Source organism: Fibrella arboris, from assembly GCF_041321095.1.
Taxonomy (GTDB): domain Bacteria; phylum Bacteroidota; class Bacteroidia; order Cytophagales; family Spirosomataceae; genus Fibrella; species Fibrella arboris.
In genome coordinates, this window is the sequence record NZ_JBGGWE010000014.1 from 142,277 (window position 1) to 158,210 (window position 15,934).

At 55.1% G+C, this 15,934-nt stretch carries 11 protein-coding genes; 10 read left to right on the forward strand and 1 reads right to left on the reverse strand.

Annotated elements, in window-relative coordinates:
• Nucleotides 1-122 precede the first annotated feature (122 nt).
• From ACAW75_RS21525 to ACAW75_RS21540, 4 genes are all read left to right on the forward strand, one after another.
• A complete protein-coding gene (locus tag ACAW75_RS21525) occupies nucleotides 123-3,437 on the forward strand; it encodes a CRTAC1 family protein (protein ID WP_370730819.1) in 3,315 nt (1,104 codons plus the stop codon).
• 96 nt (nucleotides 3,438-3,533) lie between these two features.
• Nucleotides 3,534-4,859 carry a vanadium-dependent haloperoxidase gene (locus ACAW75_RS21530; RefSeq protein WP_370730820.1) on the forward strand — a complete coding sequence of 442 codons (1,326 nt, stop codon included), beginning with the start codon at nucleotides 3,534-3,536 and terminating at the stop codon, nucleotides 4,857-4,859.
• Nucleotides 4,860-5,113: 254 nt separating this feature from the next.
• Entirely contained in the window at nucleotides 5,114-6,325 is a 1,212-nt protein-coding gene (locus ACAW75_RS21535; protein WP_370730821.1) for an ROK family transcriptional regulator, read from the forward strand.
• 24 nt (nucleotides 6,326-6,349) lie between these two features.
• Complete coding sequence (locus tag ACAW75_RS21540; protein ID WP_370730822.1) at nucleotides 6,350-7,780, forward strand: alpha-L-fucosidase; 1,431 nt, start codon at nucleotides 6,350-6,352, stop codon at nucleotides 7,778-7,780.
• 98 nt (nucleotides 7,781-7,878) lie between these two features.
• Here the strand turns inward: ACAW75_RS21540 and ACAW75_RS21545 are convergent, their stop codons facing one another.
• Nucleotides 7,879-8,520 carry an AlbA family DNA-binding domain-containing protein gene (locus ACAW75_RS21545; RefSeq protein WP_370730823.1) on the reverse strand — a complete coding sequence of 214 codons (642 nt, stop codon included), beginning with the start codon at nucleotides 8,518-8,520 and terminating at the stop codon, nucleotides 7,879-7,881.
• A gap of 193 nt (nucleotides 8,521-8,713) precedes the next feature.
• Here ACAW75_RS21545 and ACAW75_RS21550 point away from each other — a divergent pair, with 193 nt between their 5' ends.
• From ACAW75_RS21550 to rnr, 6 genes are all read left to right on the forward strand, one after another.
• The gene (locus ACAW75_RS21550) at nucleotides 8,714-9,157 is read left to right on the forward strand and encodes a sterol desaturase family protein (protein ID WP_370730824.1); all 444 of its coding nucleotides are present in this window, start codon (nucleotides 8,714-8,716) and stop codon (nucleotides 9,155-9,157) included.
• On the forward strand, nucleotides 9,154-10,827 hold the full coding sequence (locus ACAW75_RS21555; RefSeq protein ID WP_370730825.1) for a glycerol-3-phosphate dehydrogenase/oxidase: 1,674 nt from the start codon (nucleotides 9,154-9,156) through the stop codon (nucleotides 10,825-10,827). The genes ACAW75_RS21550 and ACAW75_RS21555 overlap by 4 nt, the downstream gene beginning before the upstream one ends.
• A 114-nt stretch (nucleotides 10,828-10,941) precedes the next feature.
• Nucleotides 10,942-11,919, forward strand: a complete 978-nt coding sequence (locus tag ACAW75_RS21560; RefSeq protein ID WP_370730826.1) for a CPBP family glutamic-type intramembrane protease — start codon at nucleotides 10,942-10,944, stop codon at nucleotides 11,917-11,919.
• 38 nt (nucleotides 11,920-11,957) lie between these two features.
• Nucleotides 11,958-12,671, forward strand: a complete 714-nt coding sequence (lipB, locus tag ACAW75_RS21565; RefSeq protein WP_370730827.1) for a lipoyl(octanoyl) transferase LipB — start codon at nucleotides 11,958-11,960, stop codon at nucleotides 12,669-12,671.
• Nucleotides 12,672-12,825: 154 nt separating this feature from the next.
• The gene (locus ACAW75_RS21570; RefSeq protein WP_370730829.1) at nucleotides 12,826-13,230 is read left to right on the forward strand and encodes a hypothetical protein; all 405 of its coding nucleotides are present in this window, start codon (nucleotides 12,826-12,828) and stop codon (nucleotides 13,228-13,230) included.
• Between the two features lie 107 nt (nucleotides 13,231-13,337).
• Nucleotides 13,338-15,860, forward strand: a complete 2,523-nt coding sequence (rnr, locus tag ACAW75_RS21575; RefSeq protein WP_370730830.1) for a ribonuclease R — start codon at nucleotides 13,338-13,340, stop codon at nucleotides 15,858-15,860.
• Nucleotides 15,861-15,934: the final 74 nt, after the last annotated feature.

Genomic DNA, 15,934 nt, shown 5'->3' on the forward strand with positions numbered 1-15,934 from the left:
TAATTGGTAGTTAGCGCGTTGCTTTCGCGCCGTAGAGAATTATCCATCCGTATCTCACGTTAAATTACGGGTTAGTAAATCACCAATCGTCAGCGTGATTTGCTAACCCGTAACCATAAAAGATGCATCACACTCGTCAACTACGTCTTTGCTGGTTACTGCTGCTTTGGGTAACAGGCATGAGCCTGCCGGTTGCCGTGAAGGGGCAATTTACCCGCCTGGGGGCCGATAAAACGGGCGTTCAGTTCACGAACCAACTGACTGAAACGGAAGAGCAGAATGTGCTGGCCTACGAATACTTCTACAATGGCGGTGGCGTGGCCGTGGGTGATCTGAACAATGACGGATTGCCCGATCTGTATTTCACCGGCAACATGACGCCGGATCGCCTGTACCTCAACAAGGGCAATTTAACCTTTACCGATATTACCAAGTCGGCTGGCGTTGGGCAGGGCACCGGCTGGAAAACCGGCGTGACCCTCGTTGACATTAACCGCGACGGCTGGCTCGATATCTATGTCTGTTATTCGGGAAACGGCGAACCTGACACCCGCCGGAACCGACTTTACATCAACAATCACCTCGCTAAAAAAGGGCAGCTAACGTTTACCGAACGCGCTGCTCAGTACGGGCTCGATTCGCCCGCCTACACCACACAGGCCGCTTTCTTCGACTATGATAAAGACGGCGATCTGGATTGCTTCCTCCTGAACCACAACATCAAGGATTTCAAACGATTCGACGCGGCGCTGACCAAAGCCATGCGCGATGAATTGGCCGGCGATAAACTGCTGCGGAACGACAACAACAGGTTTGTCGACGTGAGCGAAGCCGCCGGCATCAAAGGCAACCCCATTGGCTTTGGCCTGGGGGTGGCCGTCGCCGACATTAACCTCGACGGCTGGCCCGACCTCTACGTGTCCAATGATTACATTGAACAGGATTATCTCTACCTGAACGACGGCCACGGCCATTTTATCGACCAGCTCGACGAGGCGGTTGGGCACCTGAGCTACTTCTCGATGGGCAACGAAGTGGTCGATATGAACAACGACGGCTGGCCCGACATCTTCACGCTCGATATGCTGCCCGAAGACAACCGGCGGCAGAAACTGCTCTACGGCCCCGAGAACTACGAAAATTACCAGAACATGCTGCGCAACGGGTTCTCGCACCAGTTGATGCGCAACATGCTCCAGCTCAACAACGGCAACACTGGCCTGAAAACGGCAGGGGTGAACGTACCTACGTTCAGCGAAATTGGCCAGCTGGCGGGCATTTCCAACACCGACTGGAGCTGGACACCCCTCGTCGCCGACTTTGATAACGACGGCTGGAAAGACCTCTTCGTGACCAACGGCTACCTCCGCGACTATACCAACATGGACTTCATGAAGTTCTACGCCGATGCCCAGTTGAAGGCGTCGAAAGGTAACCCGACGGCCATGATGGATATGCTGAAGCAGATGCCGTCTTCGGCCACCAGGAACTACATTTTCCGAAATTCTGGTAAACTCACCTTCGACAACAAAGTCCGCGACTGGGGATTCGATCAGCCCGTTTTGTCGAACGGAGCGGTATATGCTGACCTGGACGGTGACGGTGACCTGGAGATCATCACCAACAACGTCAACGTACCTGCCTCCATTTACCGGAATGATACCCCCAAACAACATTACCTGACCGTCCAATTTGGCAAGAACTCGGCTACCCAGGCCGTGGGCGCCAAGGTTTGGGTGTATTCGGCGGGCATGCAGCAATACCAGGAATTCAATCCGTCGCGGGGTTTTCAGTCGGGTATGTACACGCCGTTGCACTTCGGGCTGGGCAAACAAACCGTAGTTGATAGCCTGCGGATTGTGTGGCCAACCAATAAAACGCAGCTGATCCGGCAGGTGAAGGCTGATCAACGGCTCATCGTGCAGCCCGAATCGGCCTCGGATACGTATTCATGGGCGAAACCGACCCGGCCCTTTTTTGCCGAAGCTCAACAGGATTCGTTGCCCTACCGCCACCGCGAAGACGTCTACAACGATTTCAAACGGCAGCCGCTGATGCCTACCATGCTGTCGAATCAGGGGCCGCACATGGCCAGGGCCGACGTAAACGGAGATAAGCGCACAGACTTGTACCTGCCCGGTGCCAAAGGGCAGTCCGGTACGTTGCTGCTGGGAAAAGCGGATGGCTCCTGGCAACCGACGCAGCAACCCGCCTTTGTGGCCGATAAGCTTTGCGAAGATACCGATGCCCTGTTTTTCGATGCCGATGGTGATGGCGATCAGGATTTGTATGTGGTCAGCGGCGGGTATGCCTACCTGCCCGACGACCTGCTGCTTCAGGACCGGCTTTACCTGAACGACGGAAGGGGAAACTTCACCCGGTCGGAAGGACTTCCCGGCGACCGCATCAGCGATGCCTGCGTGGTCGCGTTAGATCTGGATAAAGACGGCGATCTGGACCTGTTTGTGGGCGGTCGCGTACGGCCGGGGCGTTACCCGGAGCCGGTCAGCAGCCGGATCCTGACCAACGACGGAAAAGGCAATTTCACGGACGCCACGGCTCAACTGGCCCCGTTCCTGACCAACGTTGGCCTGGTGACCGACGCAGTAGCGATGGATTCAGACAAAGATGGCTGGGATGATCTGGTGCTGGTTGGCGAGTGGATGCCCGTACTTTGGCTGAAAAATGAACAGGGAAAGCACCTGACAACGCCCGTAACGCTGGCCCCGGCTGGCTGGTGGAACCGGGTCGAAAAAGCCGACCTCGACGGTGATGGCGATGAGGATCTGGTGCTGGGTAATTTTGGACGGAACTGCCAGATGAAACCTACCGAGCGCGAACCCGTTCAGGTCACCTACGCCGATTTCGACCAGAACGAATCGCTCGACCCCTTCCTGACCTACTACATCCAGGGGAAACCCGCCCCGCTGGCTACCCGCGACGAAGCCCTGAATCAGCTGTTCTCGCTCCGGCGGAAATTTACATCCTACCAGGCCTATGCCGAGGCGGGTCTGGGCGATATCCTGTCGGCCGAACAACTGAAGCAGGCCGACACCTTGCAGGCTACCCAGTTTGCATCTGGCATCCTGGAAAATCGCGGCGGCACATTCGACTGGCACGAGTTACCCGTTGAGGCGCAGTTTGCGCCCATCTATGCCATTGCCCTGCTCGATGCCGACAATGACGGGCAAACCGATCTGCTACTGGCCGGTAACCAGTCGAACACGCGTATCAAGATCGGGAAAATGGATGCCAACTATGGGCAGCTATTCCGCAACGAAGGAAAAAATCAGTTCAGGTACGTTCCGCAAACGCTGTCGGGCTTTACCGTGCAGGGTGACGTGCGCGACGTGCTGATACTGGGGGAAGGCAACGGGCAGCAAATTCTGTTCGGCCGCAACAACAATACAATTCAGGTGTACCGAAAGACAAAGTGATGTGATGTATGAATAGCGTTTTTACTGTATTGCTTCGCGTATCACCACACTAACCCTACTTCGATACGACAGAACAAAGCTGAATAGTCTACTACTATGAATCGATCACTCCTGCTTATGCTGCTGCTGTGCCGCCTGACCGGGTTGAGCCAGGCCACGCAACCGGCCCGCCCACCATCGGCGGTGGCCTACACGCAGTCGCTGAAGAAGCTGACCGACGTGATGGTGACCGACGTGATTGGTCCCTGCGCTGCCGCCCGCTACTACGCCTATGCTAACCTGGCCGCCTACGAGTTGATGTACCGGCAGCAGCATCCGGCCGGGTACGTTGCCCTGACCGGCAAGTTGCGCGCCTATAAACTGCCCGACGCCCCGGTTCCGAACCCGGCTATTGATGTTGACTTTGGCGCTCAGTATGCGCTGCTACGAATGGGCGAAGAAATGCTGCCTTCGGGCTATCTGCTCGAAGCCGCTCGTAACGAGCTCATCAAGGCTGGTTCGCCACTGAGCCATGAGCAGATAACGGCTACACGGGCCTACGCCGACAGCCTGGTAAAACGAATCCTGAAATATGCAGCGGCTGATGGGTACGTGAAAACAAGCGGGTATCTGCGGTTCACCCCCGACGAAAAACCGGGTGCCTGGCAACCCACACCACCAGCGTATTCCGAGAGTTACGAACCGTACTGGAGCACGCTGCGGCCCTTTCTGCTCGATAGCGCTGCTCAGTTCCGCCCGGCGCGTCCCATTCCGTACAGCGAGCAGAAAGAGTCAGCTTTTTTCCGACAGGCAAAGGAGGTGTACGATACCTGCCGGGTGCTGACGGCCGAACAGCAGCACATCGCCAACTTCTGGGACTGTAACCCATTTTTTCTGAATCAGAAAGGACACATAAGCTTCGGTACCAAGAAAATATCGCCCAGTGGCCATTGGATGGGCATTACCAGTCTGATCAGCCAGCAACAGAATCTGTCGTTGGCCGAAACGGTTCGCTGGCATGCGCTGGTCAGCCTCACCATGGCCGATGCCTTTATTTCCTGCTGGGAGGAGAAATACTACAGCAACCGCATTCGTCCCGAAACGTACATCAATCAGCACCTCGATCGTGCCTGGCGACCGCTCCTGCAAACGCCGCCGTTTCCCGAATATACCAGCGGGCACAGTGTGGCGTCGCAGGCAGTGGCTACCGTGCTGACAGCACTGGCAGGCAAGCCTATCGGGTACGTTGATACCGTAGAAGTAGAATTTGGCGTAGCCGCCCGACCCTATCTGTCTGTAAAGCACGCGGCTCGCGAAGCGGCCATCTCCCGCTTATATGGCGGCATCCACTTTCGCGATTCCATCGAAAACGGTATGCAACAGGGTGAGCAGGTTGGCCAGTTTGTGCTGAACCGATTAGGATTGCTACCAACAGGGCGATAAGAAGGCGGCGGCCCGGCAAAAGCAGCTATACAGAAATAAGAGTGGGATAAGTAACTGCTTGGCCAACAATGATTTGTATAGCGGGGAAATGCCCTGCCTGTATGCCAGAGCGATATAGTGAGGCATTGACCTATTCGTTGCTGTTCTGAAAGTTTCTGATTAACAGCCAGTTACTTGTTTTTTTGGTAACACCATTCATACTAATCAGGAATTGACTGGGAGCACCCGGTAGGTTCTGGAGCGACTACATTCTCATGCATGACCATGCTGTCATCTCCGTAATTGATACGAAGAAGAACAAATTAAAACGAGCGATTATAGCTGATCTGTATCAGGCCGAATCACGAACGATTGCCCAGTTGGCCAGCGCACTTCATAGTAGCGTGCCGTCTATTACTGCCCTTATTGATGAGCTCATTGCTACCAAATGGGTACGGGGTATTGGCACAGGTGTGGCGCAACTGGGTCGAAAACCGTCTCTTTTCGCCCTGAATCCAGCTTATTACGTAACTGTGGTTGTCGATATAAACGTCCATGACACGAAACTGCTCGTCTTCGACCTGACTAACCAGGTACGCCATCGGGTCGACTTATCGCTTAAGCTGGGAGACTCGCCCTCCTTCACGGATGAGTTGCGCGAACCGCTACGCCAGCTTGCCCAACAGCTGTACGCCAAAAAACTGACGGTAATTGGCATCGGGGCCACAATGCCAGGGCTGGTCAATCCGCAGCTGGGGCTGAATTTCACCCACACCGAGCTCAATCAGCCGGGTCATTCGCTGGGTTCGCTGCTGGAAACTCTCTTCAGTGCCCCCGTTTACCTGATCAACGATACGAAAGCCACCATTTTTGGCGAATATAAATTTGGGCTGGCTCAGGGTAAAAAGCACGTACTGTCGATCAACATCGACTGGGGGGTGGGCCTCGGTGTGGTGATCAACGGTGATATTTTGCAGGGCACCGCCGGCTTTGCGGGCGAGTTGGGCCACATTCAGATGAAAACGGATGGCGAACTGTGCACCTGCGGAAAGGTGGGCTGCCTCGATACGCTGACCTCGGCCTCGTCGCTGATCCGACGCGCCCAGCTCGGGATGGCCCAGGGCCAGGTATCGATGCTGGCGAATGAGGGCATTGAGAACGTGACCATTGAGGCAATCATTGAAAAGGCTACGTTGGGCGATGCGTTTTGCATTGATCTGCTCAGCGAAGCGGGCAGCGAACTGGGTAGAGGGCTCGCCACGGCTGTTCACCTGTTTAACCCTGAACTGATTATTGTAAATGGTGTATTGGCAAAGGCGGCCGAGGCCATCACGCTTCCCGTTGAACAGGCGCTGGCCAAATACTGCCTCCCCAGCTACCGCGACAACCTGACCACCGAATTATCAAAACTGGGCGAAATGGCAAAGCTTTACGGTACCCATGCCTACGCCCTTCAGAATCTGCTCGAGAATGAACAGATTCCATGACAACCTACTCATTGGCATCTACCCATGAAATCAACGTACCTGGCAATCGCTATGGCTACCCTGCTGTCGACAAACGCCTTGGGTCAGCAGCATTCGGAGCAGAACCATAGCAACTACATCTGGCCCAAAGACGCGGCCGTCCGGCAAAAGCTTGATCAGTGGCAGCATGTAAAGTTCGGCCTGCTGATGCACTGGGGCACGTACAGCGAACGGGGCATTGTGGAATCGTGGTCGCTTTGCCCGGAAGATGAAGGCTGGTGCGAACGCAAAGGCCCGACCGCCGGCAACTGGTACGAGTACAAAAAAGGATACGAAGCGCTTCAGACAACATTCAATCCCGTAAAGTTCAATCCCGACCGATGGGCCGATGCCGCTCAGAAAGCCGGTATGAAATACATGATCTTTACCACGAAACACCACGACGGGTTCTGCATGTTCGATACCAGGCAGACCGACTATAAGATCACCAGCTCGAAAACCCCGTTTTCGACCAATCCCCGCAGCAACGTAACGAAGGAGATCCTGCAGGCGTTTCGCGGCAAAGACTTCCTGGTGGGTACGTATTTCTCGAAGCCCGACTGGCATACCGAACACTACTGGAAACCCTACTTCCCGCCCAAAGATCGTAATGTCAACTACGATCCCAAGAAGTACCCGGCTGAATGGGCGAAGTTCAAAGACTTTACCTTCAACCAGATTCAGGAGCTGATGACCGACTATGGCAGGGTAGACATCTTATGGCTCGACGGCGGCTGGGTACGTCCCTTTAGCACTATCGACCCGACCGTTAGCTGGCAACGCACTATCCCCTTCGATCAGGATATCGAGATGGCGCGGATTGCGGGAATGGCCCGGCAGAAACAGCCCGGCCTCCTGGTCGTTGACCGCACCGTTTCGGGTGAGTTTGAAAACTACGTGACACCGGAGCAGCAGATCCCCGACCACTACATGCCTATTCCCTGGGAAACCTGCCTGACCATGGGCGACAGCTGGTCCTACATTCCGAAAGAGAACTTCAAGTCGGCCCGCAAACTAGTGCAGATACTGGTCGATGTGGTCGCTAAAAATGGCAATATGCTCCTGAACATTGCTCCCGGCCCCGATGGCGAATGGCACGAAGAAGCGTACCAGCGCCTGACGCAGATTGGCAACTGGATGCAGGTAAATGGCGAGTCGGTTTACGGTACGAAACCATTGGCTCCCTACCGGCAGGACAAATGGGCATTCACCGCAAAGGGCGACGTTCGGTACGCATCCTATCTGCCTGCTGAGACGGAAACGCAGTTGCCCGCCAGTATCATGTTACCGCTGACACCCACAAAAACGCTGACGTTGCTGGGGACTAAACAGGCCCTCAAGTGGAAAAAGGTAGACGGAGGTATTCTGGTAGACGTACCTGAGAAGATACGGCAGCAAGTAGCCAGTCAGGCCGTTTGGGTGTTTAAGCTAAGCTGATCGTTTACGGGACCGGATACGTTCGGGATAACTAACAGAGAAAAGGGTCGCCCGGCTAGCCGGGCGACCCTTTTCTCTACTCAGCAATGTACCTCCATTTACATGACCAGTTTGGTCGTGTATTTGTCCATGACGTCGCTGGGATGAATATCGAGTACGTTGGCCAGCACCAGGAGCACTAACGTGCGCGAGGCGATTTTTCGGGGAATATTGGCCAGCATGGCAAAGGCATCGACGGTAATCGACGTGTTCTGGCCGAGGTGGTTCATCAGCACCCGCTCTTTGTCGCCATACGTGAAGCGCACGTTGCGGTCGGCGCGTTCGCCTTTCATGATTTCCCGCACTTCTTTGCTCGCCTGCACCGATTTGTCGGCCACCCGCACGTAGACCTTCTTGTTCTCGGGGTCAGTCGGATCGGGGAGGACGTAATGCGGCCGGTTCGGGCTGCGTGGAATGCGGAACAAGAGCACCTCGCGCTCATCGTGGAGCGGAATGCGCTCGAGCGTGTAGTGGATAGCCGGGAAACAGAACTTCTCGATCGCCCGAACGAGCAGGTACTCGTCTTCGTCGGCGTATTTGAGGCCCGGAATGGTGCCGTCGTCGCCGACACCGATCAGGAGCGTGCCGCCGTCGGTGTTGGCGAACGCTACGATCTCCCGAACAATTTTCTCGGGATGATTGGTCTTGAGTTTGAACTCAAGCGAATGCCCCTCTCCCCGGCGAACCAGTTCTTTGAGCATTTTATAGTCTGTACTTGATCTGCCCACCATGATGCGTTTCGATCACACCTAAATGTACAACCAACAACCGAATTTGCAAGCGGTCGGCGGCTGCACCTTATTTTATGCTTACCTTAATAGCTGACTAGCTGTCAACTTTTCGGTCGTACTGGCCGTTATCTATCCCGAACGCGATTACTTTATAAACGCAAAAATGCTCATAAACGTTGCCATTGCCTTAGTCACTCTGGTTACCATGGAAGGGGTTGCCTGGCTCACGCACAAGTACATCATGCACGGTATCATGTGGAACTGGCACCACTCGCACCACAACGCGCATAAAGGGTTTTTTGAAGTGAACGACCTCTTCAGCGTCTTGTTCAGCGGGGTGGCCGTTGGCCTGTTTGTTGCCGGGCTTGGCATACCGTCGTTGTGGTTTCTGGCGCCCATTGCGGCGGGGGTAACGCTCTACGGAATCGGTTATTTCGTTTTCCATGATGTGATCGTACACCGACGAATCAAGGTTAGCGTCAAACCAACAAACCCGTATCTGCTGCGGATCATGCGGGCGCATTATGTGCACCATAAGGTACACACCCGCGAAGGGGCTGAAGCCTTTGGGTTTCTTTATGCCCCTAAGAAATACGAGAAGAAATGAACCGTTCTACCAACCTCGCCCGGCTGCAATCCGACGCATTCGACATTTGTATCATTGGTGCGGGCGCATCAGGCGCAGGTTGTGCTGTTGATGCCGCCAGTCGTGGCCTGCGCGTAGCCCTGCTCGAAGCCGATGATTTCGGCGCGGGTACGTCAGGTACGTCGACCAAACTGGTGCATGGCGGGGTACGTTACCTGGAACAGGCCGTAAAAACGTTTGATCCCAAACAGTTAGCACTGGTCAGGAAAGCACTGCACGAACGCCGGACGCTGCTGCACATTGCCCCGCACCTCTGCCATCCGCTGGCGCTGCTCACGCCTGTAAATAACCTGATCGAGGGCGCTTACTATGCCATTGGTCTGAAACTCTATGATTTGCTGGCCGGAAGCCGCCGCATGGCGCCCAGTCGCTGGCTCAATAAAGCGAGCACGTTGCGTCATTTTCCAGCCTTCGATCCAGAGAAACTGCATAGCGCGGTGATGTACTACGACGGGCAGTTCGATGATGTGCGGCTGAATCTAAGCCTGGTGCAAACGGCTGCGGCCAACGGTGCGGCGGTGGCCAACCACGTGCTGGTCGAACGAATGACCACCGATGCTACTGGGAAAATAGCTGCCGTTGAGGTGCTTGATAAACTGACCAACAATCGCTTCCCGGTAAACGCCCGTGTCTTTGTGAACGCTACCGGAACGCGGGCCGATGCCATTCGGCAGGGCGCCAACGGAAAGCAGGGCGTCAGGATGCGGGCCAGTAAAGGAGCCCACGTGGTTTTGACGGGCTCTGCCCTGCCCACGGCCGATGGGCAAACTGATCCGGCCGCGTTGCTGGTACCGAAAACAAAAGATGGCCGCGTGCTCTTTGCCATTCCGTGGCGGGGCCAGTGGCTCATCGGGACCACCGACACCGAAGCCGATCCCACCGACGTACCTGCGCTACTTCCCGATGAGGCCACCTACCTGCTCGACCACGTCAATCACTACCTGAAAGAGCCCGTTTCGCTGGAATCGCTGACGGGTGGTTTCGCCGGTCTGCGTCCGCTACTGCAGGCCGACCCCAATGCCGCCAGTCAATCGCTGGTGCGGGATCATGAAGTGGAGATCGACCAAACGTCAGGTCTGGTCAGCATCATGGGTGGTAAATGGACAACCTACCGGCTGATGGCACAGGAGACGGTTGATACCTGTTGCAAACTTCTTGGCACAGTACCGCCCTGCCAGACAGAAACGTTGTTGTTGCAGGGAGCCGAGGGGTATAACCACAAGTACCGCCAGCACCTGACCGAAAGTTACCCTGAATACCCCGCCGATGTGCTCGACCATCTGGCCGACACGTATGGTACCGATGCGCTGAATGTGCTGCGCCTTCTCCGCGAAGAACCCGACTGGCTAACCCGGCTGGCGGCTGGTCACCCCTTCATTCAGGCCGAAGTCATCTACGCCGCCCGTACCGAAATGGCCCAAACCCTGCCCGACGTACTGATGCGTCGCATCCGTCTCGGCCTCATCGACTGGAAAGCCACGCTGGAAGCCATCCCCACCACCGCCAGCCTGCTGGCCGTTGAGCGCAGCTGGCCGCCCGAACAGCAGGAGCAGGCCGAAATCAATTTCCGGTTGCATATTGAAGGGCTGATGGAGAAAGCAACGGGAAAAGTGGGATTTGGCATTATTTAACAGTTTACCGTTTGCTGTTTACCGTTTACTGTCTTCTGTTTACTGTTTGCTGTTGCTTCGCCAAGGCACGTATTGTTCGCTAGCGGAGCAACAGTAAACTGTAAACTCTTTTTTATGAAAGAGCTTCTCCGGGACATACGTGCTTACCTGCGGGCCGATTTCAAGCCCGGTTTGTATCTCGGAACTGCCTTGTGGGTAGGCCTGTTGATCGCCATCAACTACACGTTCAGCGTTGAAACGGGCTTTATCGACAGGCAACCCTACAGTCCCTGGCGGCCGGTCTGGTATTTCGGGATGTACGCCACGGCCTATTTCGGCGCATTCGGCATCTGGAGTATGTGTCACCACCGCCATGACATCTGGTACACTCGTCGGTTCTGGTTGCATACACTGGTAGCGCTCGTAGCCTATTCGTATTACGCGGGGTTCATTGCCTATTCCGACTGGGCGCAGGCGCGTTTTCCTGATTTTGGCCTGTATGTGTACGTGTTCAAAGTGCTGGGTAATGTACACTCCCTGTTCACTATTGTTTTGCCGCTGGCGCTGTATTACCTGCTCATCGATAAACCCGCCAACGGCTTTTATGGGATGCAGCCGAAACGAAAAGGCCTGCTTGTTTACCTAACCCTGTTAGGGCTGATGGTGCCCATTATCATCTACGCCTCGTTTCAGCCCGATTTCCTGCAATCGTACCCGACCTACCGGAATACCGGTGCGCATACACTGCTGAACGTACCTGAGTGGGTGACGGCCCTGGGCTATGAACTGGCCTACGGCTGGGATTTCGTACCTACCGAACTCCTTTTTCGCGGCTTTCTGGTCATCGGCCTCAGCCGGATCCTGCAACGGAACGTACCTGAATCCGGCGCATCGTGGTCGGCTCTGGGTAGTCCCGGCCCTGTTTTGCCCATGATCGTCTGGTACGCCACCATCCACTTCGGCCGACCCGTGGGCGAAACTGTCTCGTCCCTGTTCGGCGGCTACATCCTAGGTGTATTGGCCCTCTCTACCCGAAGCATCTGGGGTGGTTTGTTCATCCATATCGGCATTGCCTGGCTCATGGAAGCCGCCGCGTTCTGGCAGAAGATGTAGCTGAACCCCTTACCGCCTCAGCGTGTTGTATTTATACAATGAGTACCACTACGCTTCAGAACAAATCAGTGACCGTCCGCGACCTCGGCCTGATCGAGTATCAGACCGCCTGGGATGAGCAGGAACGCCTCTTCGCCGATACCGTCGCGGTGAAGATCGCCAACCGGCAACTCCCGCCCGACGAGCAGCAGCCGACGCCCAACTACCTGCTCTTCTGCGAACACCCCCACGTGTATACGCTCGGAAAAAGCGGGCATGAAAGTCATTTGCTGGCCAACGATGAGTTTCTGAAGCAGATTGGGGCCACGTATCACCGCATCAATCGGGGTGGCGATATCACCTACCACGGTCCCGGCCAACTGGTGGGGTATCCTATTCTGGACCTGGATAATTTTTTCACCGACATTCACCGCTACATGCGGTTACTGGAAGAGGCGATCATCCTGACGTTGAGTGCCTATGGCATCAGCGCGGGCCGCATAGCGGGGCTGACCGGCGTGTGGCTCAACGACGAAAAAGGCGAGCGCAAGATTTGTGCGATGGGTGTGAAAGCGAGCCGTTGGGTAACGATGCACGGTTTTGCCCTGAACGTGAATACCGACCTGCGTTATTTTGGTCATATTGTGCCCTGTGGCATCGCCGACAAAGCCGTGACCTCCATGCAGCAGGAGCTAGGCCATCCGGTTCCCGTAGCCGAAGTAGCCCAACACGTGCAGCGGCATCTGGTTGATTTATTTGAGATGAAAATGTGACCCCACCCCCCGGCCCCTCCCCTTAATCAAGGGGAGGGGAGCAGCACTACAAGAGCTACGCTAACTTACTATTTAGTGACCTAGCGAAGCTACTGTAATGCGGCTCCCCTCTCCCGGTTTTCAGGAGAGGGGCTGGGGGCGAGGTAAATTTCCAATGAAAAAAGACATTCCTTTTTTACCCGTTGAGGGCATACAGGTAGTTGTGGCCCGCAAATTGAATGAGCTTAACGAGTATGACTGGCAGGTGTTCCTCATCAACCAGAATGAGCAACCCATTCATACCGTGTTTGTGACCTCGCGTGGCTATGGCGAGAAAGACGGCGAAGAGCAAAAAACGGCAACCCTCCGCCATTTCTTCGTCTCCATTGAACCCAATGCCCACGAACTGATCGAAACCATTATTCCCGATGTGTTTCACCTGAACAATGAATACTGGGTCAGCTATTATGTTGGCAACCAGATTTACGACAAAAAATTCATCTTCGTGCCCGACAGCATCACCGAGCAACACCTGGTCAACGTACCCGCGCTCGGGCTGGAAGGCATATTACATGTTTAGAGTTTCAGATTTCAAGTTTCAGGTTTCAAGTGCTTCGCTTATCAGCCAAATAGTGATTAAGCGGAGCCCTTGAAACCTGAAACCTGAAACCTGAAACCATCTTCCTAATGAAACCCAAACAGAACAAATACGCCAAATCACCATCGGCGCAGGGGCAGCAGAAAAGCAGCACCCGCCGGGGTAATTATGGAAAAGAAGTCAGAGCGGCAAGTTCGGCTGGTTTCAAACAAGCCACTTCCTACATCGACGAGCTGAAAAACGACGTTGCGGCTTTTTTCGAGATCAACAACACGGGCCAGTGGAGCACGATGGATGTGGTCGAGAACTTCGACGCGGATGACCGGAAGCTGAAATTGATGATTCAGGGCCTGATTGGTGAACTCCATGACGAAGGTCGCCTCACGCGCCTGCCCGATGGCCGCTTTCAGTTCAATCAGAACCAGAATACCATTCTTGGTAAGGTCGAGCACGTGAACGTCAAGTTTGCGTTCATCGTGCCCCAGAACGGCAACGGCGACAGGGATAACGACATCTGGATTCCGGCCGAAGACCTCGGCGGGGCTATTGATGGCGACATGGTTCGCGTCATTGCTTTCAGCGATTCGCGGCAGCGCGGCACGCGGCAAACGGCTCGTCGGCTGGTTGGCCGTGTGGTGAGCCTTGTCGAGCGCGGAAAACCCGAACTTGTAGGTACGTTGGAACGGCACGGTCAGCAGCTTATGGTGGCTCCCGACAGCCGACGCATCTACCACGACATTCTGATTCCATCGGAAAAGCTAGGCGGTGCGCAGGAAAACGAGAAGGTGATTGTTCGCCTGACGAACTATCCGGAAAGCGACGACCGTGATGGTTATTTCGAAGGAGAGGTCATGAGTATCCTGGGCGTAGCCGGTGATCATAACACCGAAATGCACGCTATCCTGGCTGAGTTCGGCCTGCCCGTCGAATTTCCGGCCGAAGTAGAAAAAGAGTCGGAAGAGATCCCGGTAGACATCGATGAGGCCGAGATTGCCCGCCGTCGGGATTTCCGCACCACGACTACCTTCACCATTGACCCCGTCGATGCGAAAGATTTTGATGATGCCCTGTCGGTTAACTACCTGGATAATGGCAACTACGAAATCGGCGTACACATTGCCGACGTAACGCACTACGTCACACCCGGTACCGAACTGGACGAGGAGGCCTATAAACGGGCCACATCCGTTTACCTGGTCGATCGGGTGGTGCCGATGTTGCCCGAAAAACTGTCCAACGGGGTTTGTTCGCTGCGGCCTAACGAAGATAAACTGACGTTTTCGGCCGTGTTTGAAATGAACAACGAAGGGCGGCTGATAACCGAATGGTTTGGCCGGACAGCTATCCATTCCGATCGACGGTTTTCGTATGAAGAGGCACAGGGTATTCTGAACGAAGGCGCCGGTGATTTCGTGAAAGAACTGACGCTGCTGAATGAGCTGGCCCACAAACTGCGCGACGACCGCTTCCGGCATGGCGCTATCAACTTCGAGACACCGGAGGTTCGGTTTAAACTGGACGAGAATGGTGTGCCGTTGGCCGTGGTGCCCAAAATTCGGCAGGATACCAACAAGCTGATCGAAGAGTTCATGTTGCTGGCCAACAAACGCGTTGCCGAATTTGTGATGAGCCTCTCGAAAGGTGACGAAGCCAACACGATGGTTTACCGCGTCCACGAGGGACCCGACGAAGATCGCCTGCGCACCTTCTCTGAATTTGCCCGTCGGCTGGGCTACAAACTGAACGTCGATGACGCCCAACTGTCGCGGTCGATGAACCGGTTCATGGAGCAGATCGAAGGTAAACCCGAACAGGGGATGTTGTCGCAACTGGCCGTTCGTACCATGTCGAAAGCACGGTATAGCACTGAGGACCTGGGCCACTTTGGCCTGGCCTTCGCCCGGTACTCGCACTTCACGTCGCCCATCCGTCGCTACCCCGACATGATGGCGCACCGCTTGTTGCAGCACTACCTGAACAAAGGTCGCTCAGTTGACCGTGAAACGCTGGAGGCGCGTTGCAAGCACACCTCCGACCGGGAAAAAGTGGCTACCGAGGCCGAACGCGCCAGCATCAAGTACAAGCAGGTGGAGTTTATGAGCCGGATGCCGAAAGACATGGAGTTCGCGGGCGTCATTGCCGGCGTTACCGAGTTCGGTTTCTTCGTGGAAATCCCCGAAAATAGCTGCGAAGGCTTGGTGCGTATGCAGGACCTGACCGACGATTTTTACGAATACGACAAAGACAACTATCGGATCATCGGCCGTAAGTCGAAGAAGATGTACACCTTCGGCGATGCCGTAACGGTACGTGTGAAGGAAGCCAATCTGGCCCGCCGCAGCATCGACTTCGCCTTACTGAGCGACAACGCTAAAACCGCTGAAGCAGGTTGGGAAGGAAGCAGCTCCGATTCAGACAGCCGTTCAGGTGGAGGTCGCAGCCGCCGTTCCGATAGCCCAATCGACCAAAGCCAGCGCAACGCCGCCCGTGGTCGTAAAGCAGCTAACACATCGTCGTCTGGTAGTCGCTCAAAAGCAGTTGGCAGCGAAACAAAACGCACGAAAGGCGCAGCACCTAAAGGCCAAAACCGTCGCGGCGGCAGGGGTAAGTAACGTACCTGAAAGATTTGAGAAGGCGATTAATCCCGCAACTTTAAAAGCTAGCTTTTAAAGTTGCGGGATTAATC

What these genes read in the sequence shown, in the direction of transcription:
- ACAW75_RS21525 (WP_370730819.1), top strand. Translation starts at nt 123, where the DNA reads ATGCATCACACTCGTCAACTACGTCTTTGCTGGTTACTGCTGCTTTGG.
- ACAW75_RS21530 (WP_370730820.1), top strand. Translation starts at nt 3,534, where the DNA reads ATGAATCGATCACTCCTGCTTATGCTGCTGCTGTGCCGCCTGACCGGG.
- ACAW75_RS21535 (WP_370730821.1), top strand. Translation starts at nt 5,114, where the DNA reads ATGCATGACCATGCTGTCATCTCCGTAATTGATACGAAGAAGAACAAA.
- ACAW75_RS21540 (WP_370730822.1), top strand. Translation starts at nt 6,350, where the DNA reads ATGAAATCAACGTACCTGGCAATCGCTATGGCTACCCTGCTGTCGACA.
- ACAW75_RS21545 (WP_370730823.1), bottom strand. Translation starts at nt 8,520, where the DNA reads ATGCTCAAAGAACTGGTTCGCCGGGGAGAGGGGCATTCGCTTGAGTTC.
- ACAW75_RS21550 (WP_370730824.1), top strand. Translation starts at nt 8,714, where the DNA reads ATGCTCATAAACGTTGCCATTGCCTTAGTCACTCTGGTTACCATGGAA.
- ACAW75_RS21555 (WP_370730825.1), top strand. Translation starts at nt 9,154, where the DNA reads ATGAACCGTTCTACCAACCTCGCCCGGCTGCAATCCGACGCATTCGAC.
- ACAW75_RS21560 (WP_370730826.1), top strand. Translation starts at nt 10,942, where the DNA reads ATGAAAGAGCTTCTCCGGGACATACGTGCTTACCTGCGGGCCGATTTC.
- lipB (WP_370730827.1), top strand. Translation starts at nt 11,958, where the DNA reads ATGAGTACCACTACGCTTCAGAACAAATCAGTGACCGTCCGCGACCTC.
- ACAW75_RS21570 (WP_370730829.1), top strand. Translation starts at nt 12,826, where the DNA reads ATGAAAAAAGACATTCCTTTTTTACCCGTTGAGGGCATACAGGTAGTT.
- rnr (WP_370730830.1), top strand. Translation starts at nt 13,338, where the DNA reads ATGAAACCCAAACAGAACAAATACGCCAAATCACCATCGGCGCAGGGG.